The following is a 17,081-nucleotide window of genomic DNA, read 5'->3' on the forward strand; positions in this document are numbered from 1 at the left end:
ATTAAGACGACGAATCACGATGAGAAGGAAGAAAAAATGGAAAAAGTTACGGGTATTGGAGGTTTCTTTTTTAAGTCAGAAGATCCAGAGACGTTGGCAAATTGGTATGAACAACATCTAGGGGTTAATCTTGTGCCGAAAAGTTATGGAGAAACACCGTGGACACAAGACGCAGGCCCAACCGTATTTGCGCCTTTTGCAAAAGACACGACTTATTTTGGAAGAGACAGCCAACGTTGGATGATTAATTTTAGAGTGACCGATTTAGGTAAAATGGTTGCTCAGTTGCAATCGCAAGGGATAGACGTCACTGTCGACCCTGAAGCCTACCCGAATGGGTCTTTTGCGAGACTTTACGACCCAGAAGGAAATCCTATTGAGCTCTGGCAACCTAACTAATATGTCCCGTTAATACTAATTTATATAAGGAAATTACGATGATATGTGTGCGGTTGGCACAGCCTGAAGACTTGGTCGGAATTCTATCGCTTTATCACGAATTGCGACCTCTTGATCCCACGCTCACTCAACAGCAAATAGACCTTCACGGTGAACAATTGTTGAGAATCACAAACACGAAGTTAATTGTAGCGCTTGTGGAAGGAAAAATAGCATCAACATGTCAGCTTGGGATCATTCCTACGCTCACTAATGGCGCGAGGCCTTTTGGCGTGATCGAACATGTAATAACGAGTTCTTCGTTTCGGCGGATGGGATTGAGCCAACGTGTAATGGAACATGCATTGCAATTGGCTTGGGAAAACTCGTGCTATAAAGTCATGCTGCTGTCAGGTGAGTTAAGACCTGAAGCACATCGATTGTACGAAAAAATCGGTTTTCAAGCGGGTATTGAAAAAGGGTTTGTCATTAAAGCACCATCGAAGGACTGAGAAAATGTATTGGCCTCTTTTGTTGTTTATACCAGCGTGCTTTGCACTCAATATGGCACCAGGTCCAAATAATTTATTAGCGATGAACAATGGGCGCAACTATGGTTTCAACATTGCCTTTTTGGCTGGGTTGGGTCGTATCGTTGCATTTGTCATTATGATTACTTTGGCAGCATCAGGACTTGCTGCTGTTTTGTATGCATCAGAAACACTGTTTTTTACGATTAAAATGTTAGGCGCTGTTTACCTGTTTTGGCTTGCTTTCAAACTCTGGCGTTCAAGTGAATTGCGCATAGCTACAGCCGCCAATGGTGCTTGCAATAAAGAGCTAATTAAACAGGAATTTATGTTAGCTGCTGGGAACCCTAAGGCGATTTTAATCTTCACCTCATTCCTGCCCCAATTTATTGATGTAAACCAAGATGTACGACAACAGTTCGTGGTGTTAGGAAGCCTATTTTTGCTATTAGAAATGGTAGCACTGAGTTGTTATGCATTGTTTGGTATATATCTAAGCCAGTGGTTTACTCGACCAAAAACAGCAAGTCGTTTTAACAAAGGCTGTGCTGTGTTGTTGTCGTTGTCTGGATTCAACTTACTGTTTAGTAAGAGTTAAACTTGCTCTTGTCGGTTGTTTCTAAATTGAACATTGGTAAAAAGTACTAGTACTTTTTTACTGCTTCAGCGTTTTCTCTGCTTTTATTGCTAAAACTGGAATGATTGAAAGGGTGTTCTACGCTTCATTGAGTGAGCGCGATCAGTCAATAGCATCAACCTAGGGCCAAGGAAGAAGTTTGTAATAGTGCATCATCACGGAATTGCTCATACATACAAGCGTATTATTGAGGTAAATACAATGAAAATGATGGTAGCGCCAGTCAGAACGGCGGTCATAGTAGGATGCTTGATAGGGTCGTTTCAAGTATTCGCAAATACAGTTTATACAAGTGACTCAAGTGTAACCGCTTGGGATCCGATTTATCCTACCTCAGCCTATAGCAATTGGGCTGCACCGTGTGTTGTCAATCCCGAAATCACCTTAGCGGACAATTGGGTTAATCCACATTCGGCCTATTCATTTGGTACAGCAGCTCATCCTTGGCAAAATCAAAACAATAATTACGCAAGTTGGATTAACGCTTGGAACAATCTAAGTTCACAGGGACCACAAGGACAAAGTTGGACTCGCTACACGCAAGAAGTTTCGGGAACCGGCGAATTTGTATTAGATCTATTAGCGGATAATTGTTCATGGGTTTACATTGATGGAAACTTAGTCGGGTTTCAAGGTGTGACATCGTCTTCGCAACAATACCCAGTTTCCTTAAGTGGTACGCATACGTTGGATTTTCTAATTTATGATGGTGGCGGTTTAGCGGGGGGAATGTTTAAACTTGAAACAAATACTGGCACGCAATTTCCTGATACGGACGGCGATGGTCTTACCGATCCAGAGGAAGTGCTAACGCAAACGGACCCAACTAATCCAGATAGTGATGGCGATGGGTATAGCGATGGTGAGGAAGTGAGCGCAGGCAGTGACCCTAATGACGGCACTAGTACACCTGTCGTGGATTCTGATGGGGATGGTGTGATGGATGGTGATGACCTGTGCGAAGGAACGGCAAGCGGTGCTTCAGTCGATCAATATGGGTGTTCAGGTGAACAGAATGTCGGCAATTCATGCGGTTGTAGTGGACCTGAAGAGGGTGTGCTTTGGAAAAATCATGGACAATATGTGAGTTGCGTTGCTCATGCGAAAAATGCACAGATTAATATGGGATTGCTCTCGGAAGTGGAAGGAGAAGCCTTGGTAGAGTCTGCAGCACAAAGTAGTTGCGGTAAGAAGTCCAAAGGTAAAAGATAGCGGTAAAATCTAACTCGTGTTACTAAAATAAATCGAGAAGGGCCTTTTGAAGGCCTTTCTTTATGTGTCGAAAATATTCAATACCTGAGTTGGTAAAGTCAGTATCTTGGTGCTCATCAAAACAGGAGAATAGTCATGAGTAACCGAGCAAACTACATAGAACTTGCACCACAAGGCCTGAAAATTTTATTGGAACAGGAAGGCTTTTTAAGAACGCAATTTGAACAGTCTGATACGTTGACCCTCTCTATTTGGGAACTAGTCAAATTACGTGTATCTCAAATCAATGAATGTGCATATTGTCTTGATATGCATTCTAAGGATGCGTTAAAACTAGGCGAAACGTGGTCACGTATCGTCGGGCTTAGCGCGTGGCGAGATATGCCACAGTATTCGAATCGAGAGCGTACCGCACTCGATTTGGCCGAACAATTGACATTGGGTAAAACAATTGATGAGACAAATTATCAAATGGCGATAGAGGTGTTTGGCGAAAAAGCGTTAGTGATACTTACGTTCGCGATTAACGCGATTAATAGCTGGAATCGCATTGTTAAAGTATTTAAGCCAGAGGTGGGACATTATCAAGCCTAAAGATTTGAACCTAAATCCATTCCATTTTGAGCTGTCCCATCCGTCGGGGCAGCTCAGTGCTTTGTTTCAGGGAATATGGGCTGCAAAAGTGACTTCACAGAGTGACGTCATCCGCAAGCCATTGCATTGTGACGCAGGCAGTGGGCTGATGTTTAATTTTTCAGGCAAGGTTCAAGTCGGTGAACAAATCTTACCTCGAGGTGTGATTTTATTGCCTGTGAGTAACGTTACTCAGCACATTACTTTTGGAGCTGATACGCGTTTGGCCGGAGTACGATTTCATCCGGCAATTGGATTTGGGTTGTTGGGTTCTCATGTTGAAAAACATCAAAGGCTGGAGGAGTCTGAGGATAACCAGTTTCATTTATACTCACTATTTCATTCACTCGACAAAGAACCAAGTGTGAAAGGCCAAATTGCCTTGTTAAACAAGTGGGCGAAGACCTACCTTGACTTATCGGTAGTGTTACCTCACTCACTTGACAATGCGCTCGAGAGTATTAGACAGGGGCATCCTGTTGGAGATCTGAGTACGGTTGCAACGCTTAGTCAGCGGCAAATTGAACGCTTATTTAAGTTATGGTTAGGCATGACTCCGAAGGCGTATCAGCGTCTCATCCGCGTGAAGCATGTTATCGACTATTTAAAGCACAATAGCGGAGCAAATTTGGCTGACGTGGCGGTTCAGTTTGGCTTTAGCGATCAGGCACACATGACGAGGGAGTTTTCTGCGATAGCGCGTACGACGCCCGGAAAATTGTAGCGCATGCAATTAGATACCAAAGTGAGCTGTGTTGTGAACAGAGCGGTGAATAATCATGTGAAGCGCAGGGAATAGGTTGCTAATCAGGAAAGTTCAATCACTTGGCAAATGCACCGAGTTATGCTGTTATCTCATTCGCGCTTAATTGATATCTAATTCAGGCGTTTGACTCGCCATCACTTTCAACAAAGCTTCATCCATTTGTGCAATGAAATCAAGTTTATAAGGATATTGTTCAAGCCCATCTTTAACGTAACCAATGTGTGCAGTACGCCGTAGTACTACGCGGTCTTCTAGAACACCATTTAAATCAATATCGGGTTCACTACGTTTTATGTTTCGCATGACCAGTACGGTAGACAATCTGTCGTTCAGGTAACAATCTATGCGTCCTTTCACTAATTTCATTACGTTGGAATAGGTGTCTTTGTTCTCCCATACTTGGATTTTATTCTGTGCCAGTGCTTGGGTCAGTACATCATCTAGAATCAAATAACCGGCATTGATACCAAGATTTATCGGAGTTTCTGACGTATCTCGATGTTCGATATTTTTTAGGGTAAAGCCCGAGTTGCAATAAGCCACCACAACTTCTTCCAAAAGCGGTACCGAGTATGGCCAAATGTATGGTCGTTTTTGAATGTGTTTATACGGTGGCATGATGGCGAATGCGGTACCATGCTCAAGGTCAGCAAGCCCACGTTTCCAAGGTACAGGTACAAGTTCCACCTGATACTTACTATCGATTAAACGTGCAGCTTGTCGCACGAGATCTACATAGATACCGTTGAGTTCACCGTTAATCATGTAGGTGTAAGGAGGATAGCTTTCATCCACCATGATACTGACGCGATATTGTGGCTCGGCAAAGGATCTTGTTGTAAAAAGGAGCAACATCAGCATTAATTTGCCCATGCAACTGAAGCCATTTTTCACTACGTGATGTACTGCACTATTCGTTGTCAGAGGGGCAATGCGAAATCTCAATAGATTGCACACCACCGTTACACCTTAAATTTCGATAGAAGACTTTCTTGCTCATGCGCCTGTTTAGCGAGTTTATCACTGGCGCAATATTGCTTATCCGCAAAACTGCCAACTTCAACACTGATATCGTTAATGTAGTTGGTGTTTTTGTTTATTTCTTCAATAACCACACTTTGTTGCTCAATGGCCGTGGCGATTTGAATATTGCGATCCATCAGTTCTTTAACTGCCTCTGAGATCTCATTCAACATATCTGTCGCTTGTTCAGTTTGTGTTACACAGCTCAAGGTTTTATCTCGGCTGCTGCCCATGGCTTCTTGAACTTGACTTGACGATGCTTGGATTTGGTCAATCATGGTCTTGATTTCAGTGGTCGATTGTTGAGTTTTTGACGCCAATGATCTGACCTCATCAGCCACCACTGCAAACCCTCTGCCTTGCTCACCTGCTCGTGCGGCTTCAATTGCCGCATTAAGCGCTAGTAAGTTAGTTTGCTCAGCTATCCCATTGATAACAGAAAGAATATTTTCAATGCTTTGGCTGTACTGTGCTAATTGGGTACTCAACTTGTGAGAATGGTTAATATCGTCGGCGAGCGCCGTAATTTGGTTCTTTGCTTGCAAAAATACTTCTTGCCCTTGCGCGGCTTTTTCATTGACCGACGTAATTGATGCTCGCGGCTTGTTGCGCGTTACCCGCAATTTCTATCGACGTGGTACTCATTTGATGCATGGCCGTGGCTAAACTTTCAATCAAACTCACTTGTTGATCTAACTTTTTCATCGATTGCGTCGACAGTTCTTTTGCCGCGTCGCTGCTGCCAAGTACTTGATCAGCTCGTTCTTTCACGTCGCACACTAATTGCTGTAATGAAGCTAAAAAGCGATTAAATTGACTGGCAACAACACCACATTCATCACTATTTTTAATGGTTAACCGCTGAGTAAGATTGCCTCCACCACTGGCCATACCGGTAATTGCAACCTCTAAATCTCGAAGCGGCTTGAGCAGGTGCAGTGCTAATGCTCGCATACAGATCACGCCAAACAACACGGCAAGTACAGCGATGACAAATGAGTTTAAGGTGATATCAAATAAGGTTTTGTACGCGAGAGACTTGTCAATTAACACGGCAAGGTACCAATTTGTACCAAAGCGGTTATCAAGTGCATGTAAGTAAAACAATTTTGTACCGTCAGCTGTCTTTATCTCTGTAATTTGGTCGGTTTTTGAGAGGGACAATTCCGGGTATATTTTGCTCATCGGTTGACCGTAAAATTGTTTTTGGGGATGGGTAACAATAGCGCCTGTGCTATCAACTAAGAAGGCGTACCCAGTGTTATCAAAATTGATCGTATTTACACTTTTTGCAATAGCCTCAAGGCTTAAATCCCCTCCAATTACCCCTTGAAATCTGCCTCCTACAATAATCGGCGATACCACCGACAAAAGCAGCTCACCACTTGCTGCGTCTGTATATGGACTCGTAAAAACCGTATTTTGTTTTTGTTTTGCTAACTGATACCAAGCTCGTTGCCTAAAATCGATCTCTTTGGGGTTACGGCGATTCAGGTCGTTAGAGCGCAATTGCGTCTCGTTGTCTAAGGTCCCGAAGGCGAGTAGAAAAGATTGAGTGAAAAAAGGCGAATTCAGCGCAGCTTGAAAAGCCTCGGAGCTAAAATGTTGCTCGATTTGGCTTTTGACTAAATTGATTTGATCAGCTTTTGCCGTCAACCAGTTGTCGATGCTGATAGCAAGCAATTGTGTGCTATCGCTTACATAGGCATGATTTTTAGTTTGGAGCGAATCACTCACAAACCAATAGGTTGATGTCGTAGTGACGCAAATAATTATTAGTATCACAACAGCGGAAGTCACCGAAAACTTAGTGCGTATCTGCATTTTTTGTTGCCTAAAAAATTATCCCAACTTCAAAAGTGTTGTCTATTATTTGGTTATTGGCAATAATTGAAGGTGAAAAACAATGTCCTTCTCTCGCTGCAAAGAACTGCTGTCGCTCTGCTGCCTTTTAAGTTTCGCAGTCTCCGCTTCCAGCACGGAACGTCCTGTTACGATGGCTGATATTCAAGCTTTGGAAGCACAACTGGTCGAGTTAAAAGCTAGGCTGCAAGCACAGCAAGCACAGCAAGCACAACCCCCGCAAAGTACGCCAAATACGCCTTCTTCATCAAAGACTGAACTAACTTCAACTAACTCGTTTGTTGATTTATACGCCACAGTGCGTCCGACATTTGGTTATCTCAAAGAATCAGGTGGCAATAATTGGGATGTACGTGACGCTCTTTCCCATGCAGGGTTCAAAGTAACACATGAATTTATGCCTGATTGGCAGGTTGAACTGCAAGGCGAATGGGGAATTGATTTGGCGAATGAGGGGAATTTCGGCAAATCGAGGCGTGCTTATACCGCACTAAAAACGCCTTATGGTCGATTTGGTATCGGGAAACAAAGACCAGCCCAATATTTGTTTATTGCCGATCCGGTTGATATTTTTAACCACTCCAGTAGCCCGTTTTCGTATGATCCAGAAAGCTTATTTTTCGTCGATAATTTACTGTCATATCGCTATGAATATGGAGCTTTAACCTTTATCGCGGTGAGTCAATTTGATGGTCAAAAAGGCGATGATCAAAGCGATATGTTTAACGCTGGGCTGAGTTATGATGCGAATGGTCTTCATGCCGCAATTACCTACCAGCAAAGTAAGGTGTATGACGCAGACACTCGGCTCGGTGAAAATCAAATCTGGGCAGGTGCTTTAGCGTATCAATTCACCGACCGTTTTTATGCGGCTGTTGCGTACCAAGACAAAACGTACCAGCGATTGACGGCAGATCTATCGCGTGACGGCCATACTTTTGACTTGTCATTGGCTTATCAATTATCACCACACTACAAACTCAAAGCGGGTATCTTTGACTTCGAGGACGGTTTTGCCAGCACCGCATTGGAGAATCAAAGTTTCGATGGCTATAACGTGACGCTTGAGTGGTTGCCAATTGCGCCTCTACGCGTTCATTTGGAATACCTATCCAAGTCATTTGTAAATGATACTGAGTTTGACTCTATTTCTATTGGCTTTCGCTATGATTTCAAGCAGCAGTGGTCGTTCAAATGATGTTTAAACAGACCTGAAAGGATTTTTCGCAAGCAAAAGGCCTATTTTTTGTCAAAGGAGCAAATGAAAAAGGCTGAAAGTTAATTGCTAATTGTCGAATTTTTCGCTTGCGAAGTTTCACTTTTGGGGGCATTTTAATGGGTGTTTAATAATCAGTATTGTTATAAATAGCACCAATGCTCAAAGCATAAAGGAGTAACCATGTTTCCAATGGATGTTTGGCTAGCCTATACGTTGGCATGTTTTCTTTTAGTACTCTCTCCAGGTCCCGATAATTTGTTGGCCATCGGTAGAGGACTCAGTCAAGGTAAAGCCGCTGCGGTGGTGTCAGGGTTATCTTCTGGGGCGGGTATTTTATTCCATGTGTTAACAGCAACGTTTGGTCTTACTTTGCTTTTGCAAACGTCCACGATTGCGTTTTACATTGTAAAAATTATTGGTGCCGCTTATTTAATTTGGTTAGGGATTAAAGTGCTTAAATCCAAAAGCTTGTTTTCTTTGGAGAAGGCTCAGCAACAGTCGTTAAAAACTATCTTTTGGACAGGTTTTTTATCGGCAGCTTTGAATCCAAAACCTGGCTTATTTGTCCTCGCATTTGTCCCTCAGTTCGTTAATCCGGAACTGGAACTCAGTGACCAGTCAGATGCTGGTATACGGAGGCTGGTTCGCCCTTCTCACGGCCATTGGTTTTTCGCTTATGGGTGTGTTTGCATCTAAATTGAGCCGTTGGCTACAAAATAGACCTAAATTTGTAAATGGTCTCAACGTTGGAGCGGGAGTCACTTTTGTCTCTTCGGGATTAGCCGTGGCCTTTATGAAACAACGTGGTTAATTCGTTTTGACCCAACGGATTGCTCCCATGAGGCAATTTACGATTAATCGACTCACTACGAATTTCGGGATTTTCAAATTGTCAGGGACGTGGTGTGACACTACCTCCTTTAGGTGCCAAATTGACTCTCTCGAAATGATGGGCACTGACGGGTGGTTCTTGTTACAAAATAATAATAAAACCAAAATCTTAATAGAGAAACTTCAATTGGTATTACAACAATATCTACCAGAATTCGAGCGCTGAGCGGCGCTGGAAAGTGGTTTTTATATTAAGGAGAATAACTAAGAAGGAAGCTTATGTTGAAATACATACTATTCATTTTGGGTTGCATAGCAAATTCGGCGTTTGCGACTACTTCGTTTGTTGATAAAGAACTTCAGCTCTTTGCGACGAAATATGAGCTGGATTATAAAGTTGATATCAAAAAACAAACTTTGTCTGCGACAGGTATCATCACCGTAAAAAACAACTCAGCAAACGTCGCGGATCATATCCCAATGCGCTTGTATCGATTGCTTCATGTGTCAGCTGTTAAGAACAATGCAGGAGCACCATTGGCATTTTCACAACACGTATTGAGTAATGAAGATTGGCCCGTGTTGCAAACCAATTATGTCGAAGTTCAGCTTAAGAAGGGTATTGAGCCGAACGAGTCATACACCTTTCAGGTACAGTTTGATGGCTCTCTCCTCGGTTATAGTGAAACGGGGATGAACTATGTCAAAGACTCTATTTCAGCCGACTTTTCAATACTAAGAATGGATGCTTTCGCCTATCCAATCATTACGTATCCCAATGATGACGTAAATCACAAGGCGAAGTTTTGGCTGCATACCTATGATTACGATGTTCGTGTGACGGTTCCTACGGGTTACGTGGTGGCGAATGGCGGATCGTTACAGCCTGTGCTACAGAATACTGAGCAAACTACGTATCGTTATGTGAATAAATTACCGGCTTGGCGTATGGATTTTGCCATTGCTCGTTACGAGCAATACTCAAAAGGTCGATATTCCGTGTTCAGTTGGGAATCACCAGAAGATTCTAATGCCTTGTTGCAAGAGATAAATAATACGTTCGAATTGTATTCGAACTGGTTCGGGCCGCTACAGCAAGAGCTTGGCTATACCTTCATTGAAGTACCCGAAAATTATGGTGCACAGGCCGACGTGACGGCGGTTATTCAAGATGCGGAAGGGTTTAGGGAACTCGGTCGCGTTTATCATGAAATCAGCCACCAATGGAATGTGAAAACGTTGGATACCTTTTCTCCCAGATGGAATGAAGGGTTAGCAACTTACTTGCAAGCAGCCACAACGGACTTAGGCAAACCGGGTCATCTGGAGAGTAAAACACAGACTTTTATGAACCAACTACGAGATAGATTTAAGGATAATCCCATTTATAGCAAAACGGCGTTCATTGATTATGGTAAAGCTGATTTAAATTCATACGCTGTGGGTATGGTCTTTTTCCGTATTATGTCTGATTTATTAGGCACGGATGAATTTAACGCGATCATTGGAAAATTTTATCGTACATACCACAAACAGGGCGCAACTACACAAGAATTTATTGATTTTATTAATAAAAATTCTAAGGTCGATTTGACGACGTTCTTTAATGAATGGGCCTACTCTGGCAAATACACCGAACGTGTTTTATCAACAACGTCATACCGCGACTTGATTGACTACTATTCCACAAGTCTCTCAAAGCAGATGGCTTCAATACCAAAAAATGTGCGTTAGAAGATTCCGATATCTGATTGGCGCCGCAATTTACTCAAGGAATTGATATGAACTTTGCTTTATACATTTCAGCCGTTTTGTTGTTGGTGATTGCGTTTGTTCATTCGTTCCTTGGCGAACGTTACATCCTGACGCGCTTATTTAAGCGAGATAACCTCCCAAAGCTATTTGGAAGTGATGACTTTACTAAGCGCACGTTAAGATTTGCTTGGCATATCACGTCAATTGCTTGGCTGGGCTTTGCCGCGATCCTCGCACTTCTGGCCACTCCAGGGACTGAAAAAGCCAGCTTGATTTATGTTATTGCGGCGACATTCATTGTGCATGGTCTTGTCGCGTTACTCGGTTCTAGAGGCAAACACCTATCTTGGGTTGTGTTTTTAGCGATCAGCGTGTCAGCTCTCATCAGTTTATATTAAACGTTAATAATGCATCGTCGAAGGAAGTCATATGTACGCAGTTATATTTAGGGCAAAGCCGGGTGTTCAAGATGAAGAATATGGAATTACGGTCGCAAAAATGCGTGAGCTGGCATTTGAAAAATACGGCTGTCTTGAGTTTGTTGCTGCCACTGCTGGCGAGGAAGAAGTGACTATTTCCTATTGGGAAAACGAAGACGCGATTAAACACTGGAAGAATGATTCAGAACATGCGTTGGCTCAGTCACTTGGGCGCAAAACATGGTATGAATCATATATAGTTCAAGTTGTTGAAATTAAAAGAGAGTATAGCTTCAATTAATAAAGCATAGCGAACAGCGGGTTAGTAGGTTCTGACATATGGAGTGACTAATGGAAAGTCAAAGAGAGTTAGACTTCATTGAACAATTGACAGCATTTAATAGCAAAGAACGCTTTTATTTACTTGGGCACATTTTAGGTAACACGTCATTTTCGCCTTCGAGTGAATTTTTAAGTCATCTTGAAGAAGTGTTGGGAATTTCGTTTCCTGACGCACTTTTTTGTGCAATGGATTGCCACCTTGATTGGATTTACGCAGCTCTTTGCAAAACCTACCAACCACAATCGGTATACGACAATCACCGTGGGGAGATTAAAGGTCAGCAAGAGGACGTTGATTTTCTTATCGCTTATGAAAGCCATGGACATGTTCATGTAATTTGCATTGAAGCGAAAGGGGTCACGGGATGGTCGAATGCGCAGACCATTTCCAAAGCGGGTCGCCTACGCCATATTTTCGGTGCTAATGGTAAAAACTGGCTCAATGTAACCCCATACTTCGTATTAATGTCGCCAACTCGACCACAAAAATTAACCATGGCACCGCTCTTAGGATGGGTCACTTCACCGCCGAGTGGTTACCACTGGATTGAGTTACCAATACCAAAAAACCTGCAAAAAGTGACACGCTGTGATTCACCGGGACAGGCAAATCAGTGTGGAGGATATTGGCGTGTAACAAAACGAAGGTAATGTGGTTTGTAACGTTCATCTCTTTGAAAGTAATAGATTTTAGTCCATTTGGAGCAAAATGGCCTATGTATGCGTGGCAACAAAGGTGTGTTTCTATTTTGGGTTCGATTAGCGACTTCTTGTAAGTCACGAAATTTATAAAGACGCCGTTAAGAAAATAAAAATGAGATTAGGTCGTGGAGAAAAAATGCAATTTGAAGTGATACCTGCAAGTTTAGACAACACTGATGCGATTGCGCATTTGACTTTGGAATTAGGTTACGAAGTAAGCGTTGAAGATACACGTGTGTGGTTACGTGAGTTAATCGCGTCTCCCGTTCATCTGGTATTGGTCGCGGTAACAGACTCATCGGTATGTGGCTGGTTAGTGATTGAGAAAAGGCTGTTTTTAGAGTCTGGCTTTGCAGCTGAAATTACGGGATTGGTGGTAGGCGTAAATTTTCGTCGTCAAGGTATTGCTGAGGCGCTTGTGAACTCTGCGGAATTATGGGGGCGAGAACATGGTTTAACGCGGCTATTTGTAAGGTCAAATGTGGCTCGCGATGCATCCCATGCTTTCTACCCATCGATAGGTTTTAACTTGTCTAAAACGTCACACGTTTACGTGAAGCCCATTGACCTTTCCCATTAATGTATATCAGAACGGTCTACCTTAATGAGGTTAAAACTAGAATGAGCAAATGCTCTTTCCGACTCTATTTATATTAACGCAAGGAGGTTTTGTGCGATTGTTACTTACATTTCTGTTACTCATTACATCGATTGGTTCACAAGCAGCAGAGTCGATTTTAAAAATTGACTCTGCACGATTGAATCAATCGATTAATGTTAAAGTTTATACGCCTAAGTCGTATGACGTGGTTAATAAAACAACCTATCCGGTTATTTACCTCTTAGATGGAGACACACACGCAAACCATACTGTGACCAATTCAGCGTTCCTGAATTCAACAGGCGTCATGCCAGAGCTTATCGTGGTGGCGATATCAACGGTAGAGCGATTTACATATTTCACGCCGACTTTGGACAAGAACAGCGGACGTGATTCAGGAAAGGCAGATCTTTACGCGCAATTTTTAAAGTCGGAATTAATGCCAGAGATAAATAAAAACTACCGAGTTTCTGGTTTTAATATGGTAGCAGGACACTCGTTAGGAGGGCTTTTCTGCGCATATATCCTACAGTCTCAACCCGATATGTTTGATGCTTACTATTTGTTTAGCCCATCTCTGTGGTGGGATAACGAAGTGTTAGCTAAACGTACTGATTTCAAATCAAAAGCAAAGTCGCCATTTGTGTATATGAGTATTGCAAATGAGCAAGGTAAGCAAAGAACAGCCTATCAAAATTACCAAGCAAAACTTTCAGGCGTCTATCCAAATGCGATTTTTCAAGAGTTTCCTAATGAAGATCATATGACGACGCCTTTATTGTCGCAAATTGGGGCATTTCGAGTCTCAATTTGCTGATTGGCTGCTTTCTTTTGACGACGTAGTGAATAACCCACAACGATTTATCACACATTTTCAAACATTAAATGCGAAATATGGCACGACGGCTCAAGGTCAGGAGTGGGAAATCGGACAACCCGTTCAGCATATCGTGAATGAGTTGAAAGACGCGAAAAAGGCATTGGTCGCGAGTGATGTTCATCTGACGATGTTTCCACATTCTCAGTGGGCCTACAAATCAAAAGCCGATGCACTGGCGCTTAACGGCGATAGGTCTGCGGCGATTACACACATGGAAAAAGCGGTGGCGATTGCAAAGGAACATAACGATAAATACCTTGAAATGCTGCAAGCAAGCCTTACTTCGCTAAAAGAAAGGCAATTCTAGATAAGTAAAACATCGTGAAAAATTATGTTCTCTCGCTTCTACTCGATTCGAAAGCTGGCATAGGAATTGACTCATTTGTTCTTCAAGGTTGTTGATGTTGCGATTACAAATGGGTCAATTTTCATAAAAAGGGAATGAATCATACAAGTCTGTGCAAATTGTCTAATGAGCTATCTTTCGCCTTCTATCTTTAGCAACAGGAGAAAAAGCGGGGTTCGATAGGACGTAATGCTCGGGAATTGTATGAGGTTCGCTAGTATCAAAGCATTGTGAAACGCTGTCATATTATTAAATAAACTTTGATAAAAGACGCAGTTTGTTCGTAAGCAACCAATCCGACATAAGAACTATTATGGTGCAGTAGATGCACCAGAAGGGGGCAAGGTGAGTTATTACGAAGTCAATTTTGATGGGTTAGTGGATCCAACACACAACTACGCAGGATTGTCGTTTGGCAATGTTGCGTCAAAATCGAATGCAAACAAAGTGGCAAACCCAAAGCAAGCGGCTCTGCAAGGCTTAGAAAAAATGTGGGCTTTGACCCAACTCGGGTTGCATCAAGGTGTATTCGCGCCCAATTGTCGCCCGGATCTGCACACATTGCGGTCACTCGGGTTTAATGGCACAGACGCTCAAGTGATTAATAAGGTTGCCAAAACAGAGCCTTACCTTTTGAAGGCCTGTTATTCGGCCTCATCAATGTGGACGGCCAATGCGGCAACGGTCTCGCCTAGTTGTGATACGTCTGATGGGAAAGTCCATTTCACTCCCGCCAATTTAAGCAACAAACTTCATCGAGCGATAGAAGCCAAGACAACCAGTTTAGTTTTAAAAGCAACCTTTCCAGATGAGCAGATATTTGTTCATCATCCCAGCTTACCTCAGCATCCACTGTTTGGAGATGAAGGCGCGGCCAATTACACGCGTTTGGTCGATAGCTATGGGCACACAGGGTTGGCGATATTTGTCTACGGAGAAGATGCGAATTCAAACGTAAAACCGCAGGTGTTCCCAGCAAGGCAAACAAAGCAGGCGAGCGAAGCGATAGCACGTAGCCATCTACTTGACTATGCGCATACACTCTTTGTACAGCAAAATCCCGATGTAATAGATCAAGGTGTGTTTCACAATGACGTTATCGCAATCGGAAATGAAAACATGTTTTTATTCCACGAACAAGCATTTTACCAACAAAGACAGGTCATCGAGGAAATTGGTCGCAAGTATCAAGGATCGCGACCGCTACATTTAATTGAAGTCAGTAGCGATGATATCAGTGTCGATGCAGCGGTGAAAAGCTATTTGTTTAATAGTCAATTAGTGAGTTTGCCAAATGGTGGGATGGCGATTGTTGCTCCAAGCGAATGTCAGACGATTGATGGCGTAGAGCGCTACTTGGCCTCGTTGTGTAAAGCTAGCAACCCGATTGAGGAAGTGATTTACCTAGATCTTAAACAGAGTATGCAAAATGGTGGCGGGCCGGCTTGTTTAAGATTACGCGTAGCGCTTTCAAGCGAGGAACTGAATGCGGTAAATAGCCAATGCCTGTTAAACGAATCTCGCTACCAAACCCTAGCTGCTTGGATAAATAAACACTATCGTGATCGACTTGCTGAATCCGATTTGGCGGATCCGAATTTATTGCTTGAAAGTCAGTCAGCATTGGATGAATTGACCGGCATTTTAGGATTGGGATCTGTCTATCCATTCCAACAGGTTTAAGGTATCCAGTCACCAAATGTGACTAAAATAAAGACATAATTTGTTCATGGTAGTTTCAGACGATTCAGGTCAAGATGCGCGTTTTCAACGCGGATAAACAGATCATGAACAAATTCATTTCTTTGGCACTTACGCTGGGTGCGACGTTTTCAGCAATTGCCGCATCCGAAATGCCAAAATTCGACATTAAGCCTATTGGTAAAGGGGTCTATCAACATACGTCTTATCAAGATGTGCCTGGATTTGGTGTGGTAGGTTCAAATGGTCTCGTCGTTATTGAAAATCAAAAGGCCTACATTGTTGATACACCTTGGTCAGTTGAAGACACAAAAACACTCGTTGATTGGATTCAAGCGCAGCATGCTGAAGTGAAAGCCTCTTTATCAACACACTATCATGAAGATCGCACTGCTGGCATTGCGTGGTTGAATGAACATGGCATCGCAACGTATGCAAGCAGTCTGACGAATCAAATCCTTTCTCAAAAAGGCAAACCTAAAGCCACGCACGAGTTTCGCTCCGAAAGAGAAATACATGTCGCAGGTAGCAACTTAGAAGTGTTATTTCCAGGGGGCGGACACACAAAAGACAATGTTGTTGTTTGGATCCCAAATCAAAAAATGTTGTTTGGGGGTTGTTTTATTCGCAGTAACGGGGCAAAAAGTCTCGGTAATTTAAAAGACGCGACGGTGAGTACATGGTATCAAAGTCTTGAGAAAGTTACGGCGACATACCCTGATATTCAATTTGTTGTACCTGGGCATGGCGAAAGCGGAACTTCAGCTTTAATTTCAAATACAAAACAGCTGGTTGAAGCAAAGTTGCACGCTGACCAAACATCACATTAGCGCCGACGCAAAGCAAACAGCTCGAACATACGTTTAAAAAGCAAAGGAGTAAAAGTGGGAAATTTATTTAATGCAATCCCTACGGATTTAGCTGAAGAAGTGTTTGAATCAATTATCACCAGCCAGTCTATTCGTATAGAACGAATTGTGTCAAAAGGGCATGAGACACCTGAAAATTCTTGGTACGACCAAGACGAACATGAGTGGGTTTGTATTTTACAAGGCAGTGGAACATTGGAGTTTGTTGATGGGTCGACAAAAACTCTCAACGTTGGGGATTATGTCAACATTCCAGCACACGTGAAACATCGTGTCAGTGCCACGAGCGTTGACCCAATCACAATTTGGCTGGCGATATTTTATCGCTAAGTAAAATGGCTTCAAATGCCATATCAACAAGTAATGTCATTGTT

At 42.7% G+C, this 17,081-nt stretch carries 21 protein-coding genes; 18 read left to right on the forward strand and 3 right to left on the reverse strand.

The window, feature by feature from the left end; translation table 11 throughout:
- Positions 1-36: 36 nt before the first annotated feature.
- The 6 genes from J5O05_RS15670 to J5O05_RS15695 all read left to right on the forward strand — a co-directional run bounded on the left by J5O05_RS15670 (position 37) and on the right by J5O05_RS15695 (position 4,114).
- Entirely contained in the window at positions 37-399 is a 363-nt protein-coding gene (locus J5O05_RS15670; RefSeq protein WP_208842856.1) for a VOC family protein, read from the forward strand.
- Positions 400-437: 38 nt separating this feature from the next.
- On the forward strand, positions 438-890 hold the full coding sequence (locus J5O05_RS15675; RefSeq protein ID WP_208842857.1) for a GNAT family N-acetyltransferase: 453 nt from the start codon (positions 438-440) through the stop codon (positions 888-890).
- A 4-nt stretch (positions 891-894) separates the two neighbouring features.
- Positions 895-1,506, forward strand: coding sequence for a LysE family translocator (locus J5O05_RS15680; RefSeq protein ID WP_208842858.1), 612 nt, complete (start codon positions 895-897; stop codon positions 1,504-1,506).
- Positions 1,507-1,746: 240 nt separating this feature from the next.
- Positions 1,747-2,757 carry a thrombospondin type 3 repeat-containing protein gene (locus J5O05_RS15685; protein ID WP_208842859.1) on the forward strand — a complete coding sequence of 337 codons (1,011 nt, stop codon included), beginning with the start codon at positions 1,747-1,749 and terminating at the stop codon, positions 2,755-2,757.
- 135 nt (positions 2,758-2,892) lie between these two features.
- Positions 2,893-3,351: a carboxymuconolactone decarboxylase family protein gene (locus J5O05_RS15690; protein ID WP_208842860.1), complete on the forward strand. Its 459-nt coding sequence runs from the start codon at positions 2,893-2,895 to the stop codon at positions 3,349-3,351.
- The gene (locus J5O05_RS15695) at positions 3,308-4,114 is read left to right on the forward strand and encodes an AraC family transcriptional regulator (protein WP_244369672.1); all 807 of its coding nucleotides are present in this window, start codon (positions 3,308-3,310) and stop codon (positions 4,112-4,114) included. The genes J5O05_RS15690 and J5O05_RS15695 overlap by 44 nt, the downstream gene beginning before the upstream one ends.
- A gap of 141 nt (positions 4,115-4,255) precedes the next feature.
- On the opposite strand, the gene J5O05_RS15700 is transcribed toward J5O05_RS15695, so the two are convergent.
- Genes J5O05_RS15700 through J5O05_RS15705 form a run of 3 tightly spaced genes read right to left on the reverse strand, consistent with a single transcriptional unit; the run spans position 4,256 to position 7,003 of the window.
- Complete coding sequence (locus tag J5O05_RS15700) at positions 4,256-5,101, reverse strand: substrate-binding periplasmic protein (RefSeq protein WP_244369674.1); 846 nt, start codon at positions 5,099-5,101, stop codon at positions 4,256-4,258.
- Positions 5,102-5,118: 17 nt separating this feature from the next.
- Positions 5,119-5,802, reverse strand: a complete 684-nt coding sequence (locus tag J5O05_RS21995; protein ID WP_244369676.1) for a methyl-accepting chemotaxis protein — start codon at positions 5,800-5,802, stop codon at positions 5,119-5,121.
- The gene (locus tag J5O05_RS15705) at positions 5,753-7,003 is read right to left on the reverse strand and encodes a PDC sensor domain-containing protein (protein ID WP_244369678.1); all 1,251 of its coding nucleotides are present in this window, start codon (positions 7,001-7,003) and stop codon (positions 5,753-5,755) included. Before J5O05_RS15705 ends, J5O05_RS21995 begins: the two co-directional genes overlap by 50 nt.
- Positions 7,004-7,085: 82 nt before the next feature.
- Between J5O05_RS15705 and J5O05_RS15710 the strand changes: the two genes are divergently transcribed.
- The 12 genes from J5O05_RS15710 to J5O05_RS15765 all read left to right on the forward strand — a co-directional run bounded on the left by J5O05_RS15710 (position 7,086) and on the right by J5O05_RS15765 (position 17,037).
- Positions 7,086-8,240 carry a porin gene (locus J5O05_RS15710; protein ID WP_208842861.1) on the forward strand — a complete coding sequence of 385 codons (1,155 nt, stop codon included), beginning with the start codon at positions 7,086-7,088 and terminating at the stop codon, positions 8,238-8,240.
- A 201-nt stretch (positions 8,241-8,441) separates the two neighbouring features.
- Positions 8,442-8,957, forward strand: coding sequence for a LysE family translocator (locus J5O05_RS15715; RefSeq protein ID WP_244369679.1), 516 nt, complete (start codon positions 8,442-8,444; stop codon positions 8,955-8,957).
- Positions 8,958-9,371: 414 nt separating this feature from the next.
- Positions 9,372-10,826, forward strand: coding sequence for a M1 family aminopeptidase (locus J5O05_RS15720; RefSeq protein WP_208842862.1), 1,455 nt, complete (start codon positions 9,372-9,374; stop codon positions 10,824-10,826).
- 47 nt (positions 10,827-10,873) lie between these two features.
- Positions 10,874-11,245: a hypothetical protein gene (locus J5O05_RS15725; RefSeq protein ID WP_208842863.1), complete on the forward strand. Its 372-nt coding sequence runs from the start codon at positions 10,874-10,876 to the stop codon at positions 11,243-11,245.
- Between the two features lie 31 nt (positions 11,246-11,276).
- Positions 11,277-11,567: an antibiotic biosynthesis monooxygenase family protein gene (locus J5O05_RS15730; RefSeq protein ID WP_208842864.1), complete on the forward strand. Its 291-nt coding sequence runs from the start codon at positions 11,277-11,279 to the stop codon at positions 11,565-11,567.
- Between the two features lie 50 nt (positions 11,568-11,617).
- Positions 11,618-12,259 (forward strand): hypothetical protein, encoded by a 642-nt coding sequence (locus J5O05_RS15735; protein WP_208842865.1) that lies wholly within the window; start codon positions 11,618-11,620, stop codon positions 12,257-12,259.
- Positions 12,260-12,422: 163 nt separating this feature from the next.
- Positions 12,423-12,890, forward strand: a complete 468-nt coding sequence (locus tag J5O05_RS15740; protein ID WP_244369681.1) for a GNAT family N-acetyltransferase — start codon at positions 12,423-12,425, stop codon at positions 12,888-12,890.
- Between the two features lie 91 nt (positions 12,891-12,981).
- Entirely contained in the window at positions 12,982-13,728 is a 747-nt protein-coding gene (locus J5O05_RS15745) for an alpha/beta hydrolase (RefSeq protein WP_208842866.1), read from the forward strand.
- 25 nt (positions 13,729-13,753) lie between these two features.
- The gene (locus J5O05_RS15750) at positions 13,754-14,098 is read left to right on the forward strand and encodes a hypothetical protein (protein ID WP_208842867.1); all 345 of its coding nucleotides are present in this window, start codon (positions 13,754-13,756) and stop codon (positions 14,096-14,098) included.
- Positions 14,099-14,482: 384 nt separating this feature from the next.
- A complete protein-coding gene (gene astB, locus J5O05_RS15755; RefSeq protein ID WP_208842868.1) occupies positions 14,483-15,820 on the forward strand; it encodes an N-succinylarginine dihydrolase in 1,338 nt (445 codons plus the stop codon).
- A 104-nt stretch (positions 15,821-15,924) separates the two neighbouring features.
- Entirely contained in the window at positions 15,925-16,668 is a 744-nt protein-coding gene (gene bla / locus J5O05_RS15760; protein WP_208842869.1) for a subclass B1 metallo-beta-lactamase, read from the forward strand.
- A gap of 54 nt (positions 16,669-16,722) precedes the next feature.
- Positions 16,723-17,037: a cupin domain-containing protein gene (locus J5O05_RS15765; RefSeq protein WP_208842870.1), complete on the forward strand. Its 315-nt coding sequence runs from the start codon at positions 16,723-16,725 to the stop codon at positions 17,035-17,037.
- Positions 17,038-17,081 lie beyond the last annotated feature (44 nt).

It is taken from the genome of Pseudoalteromonas xiamenensis (assembly GCF_017638925.1).
In the GTDB taxonomy this organism is placed as follows: Bacteria; Pseudomonadota; Gammaproteobacteria; order Enterobacterales; family Alteromonadaceae; genus Pseudoalteromonas; species Pseudoalteromonas xiamenensis.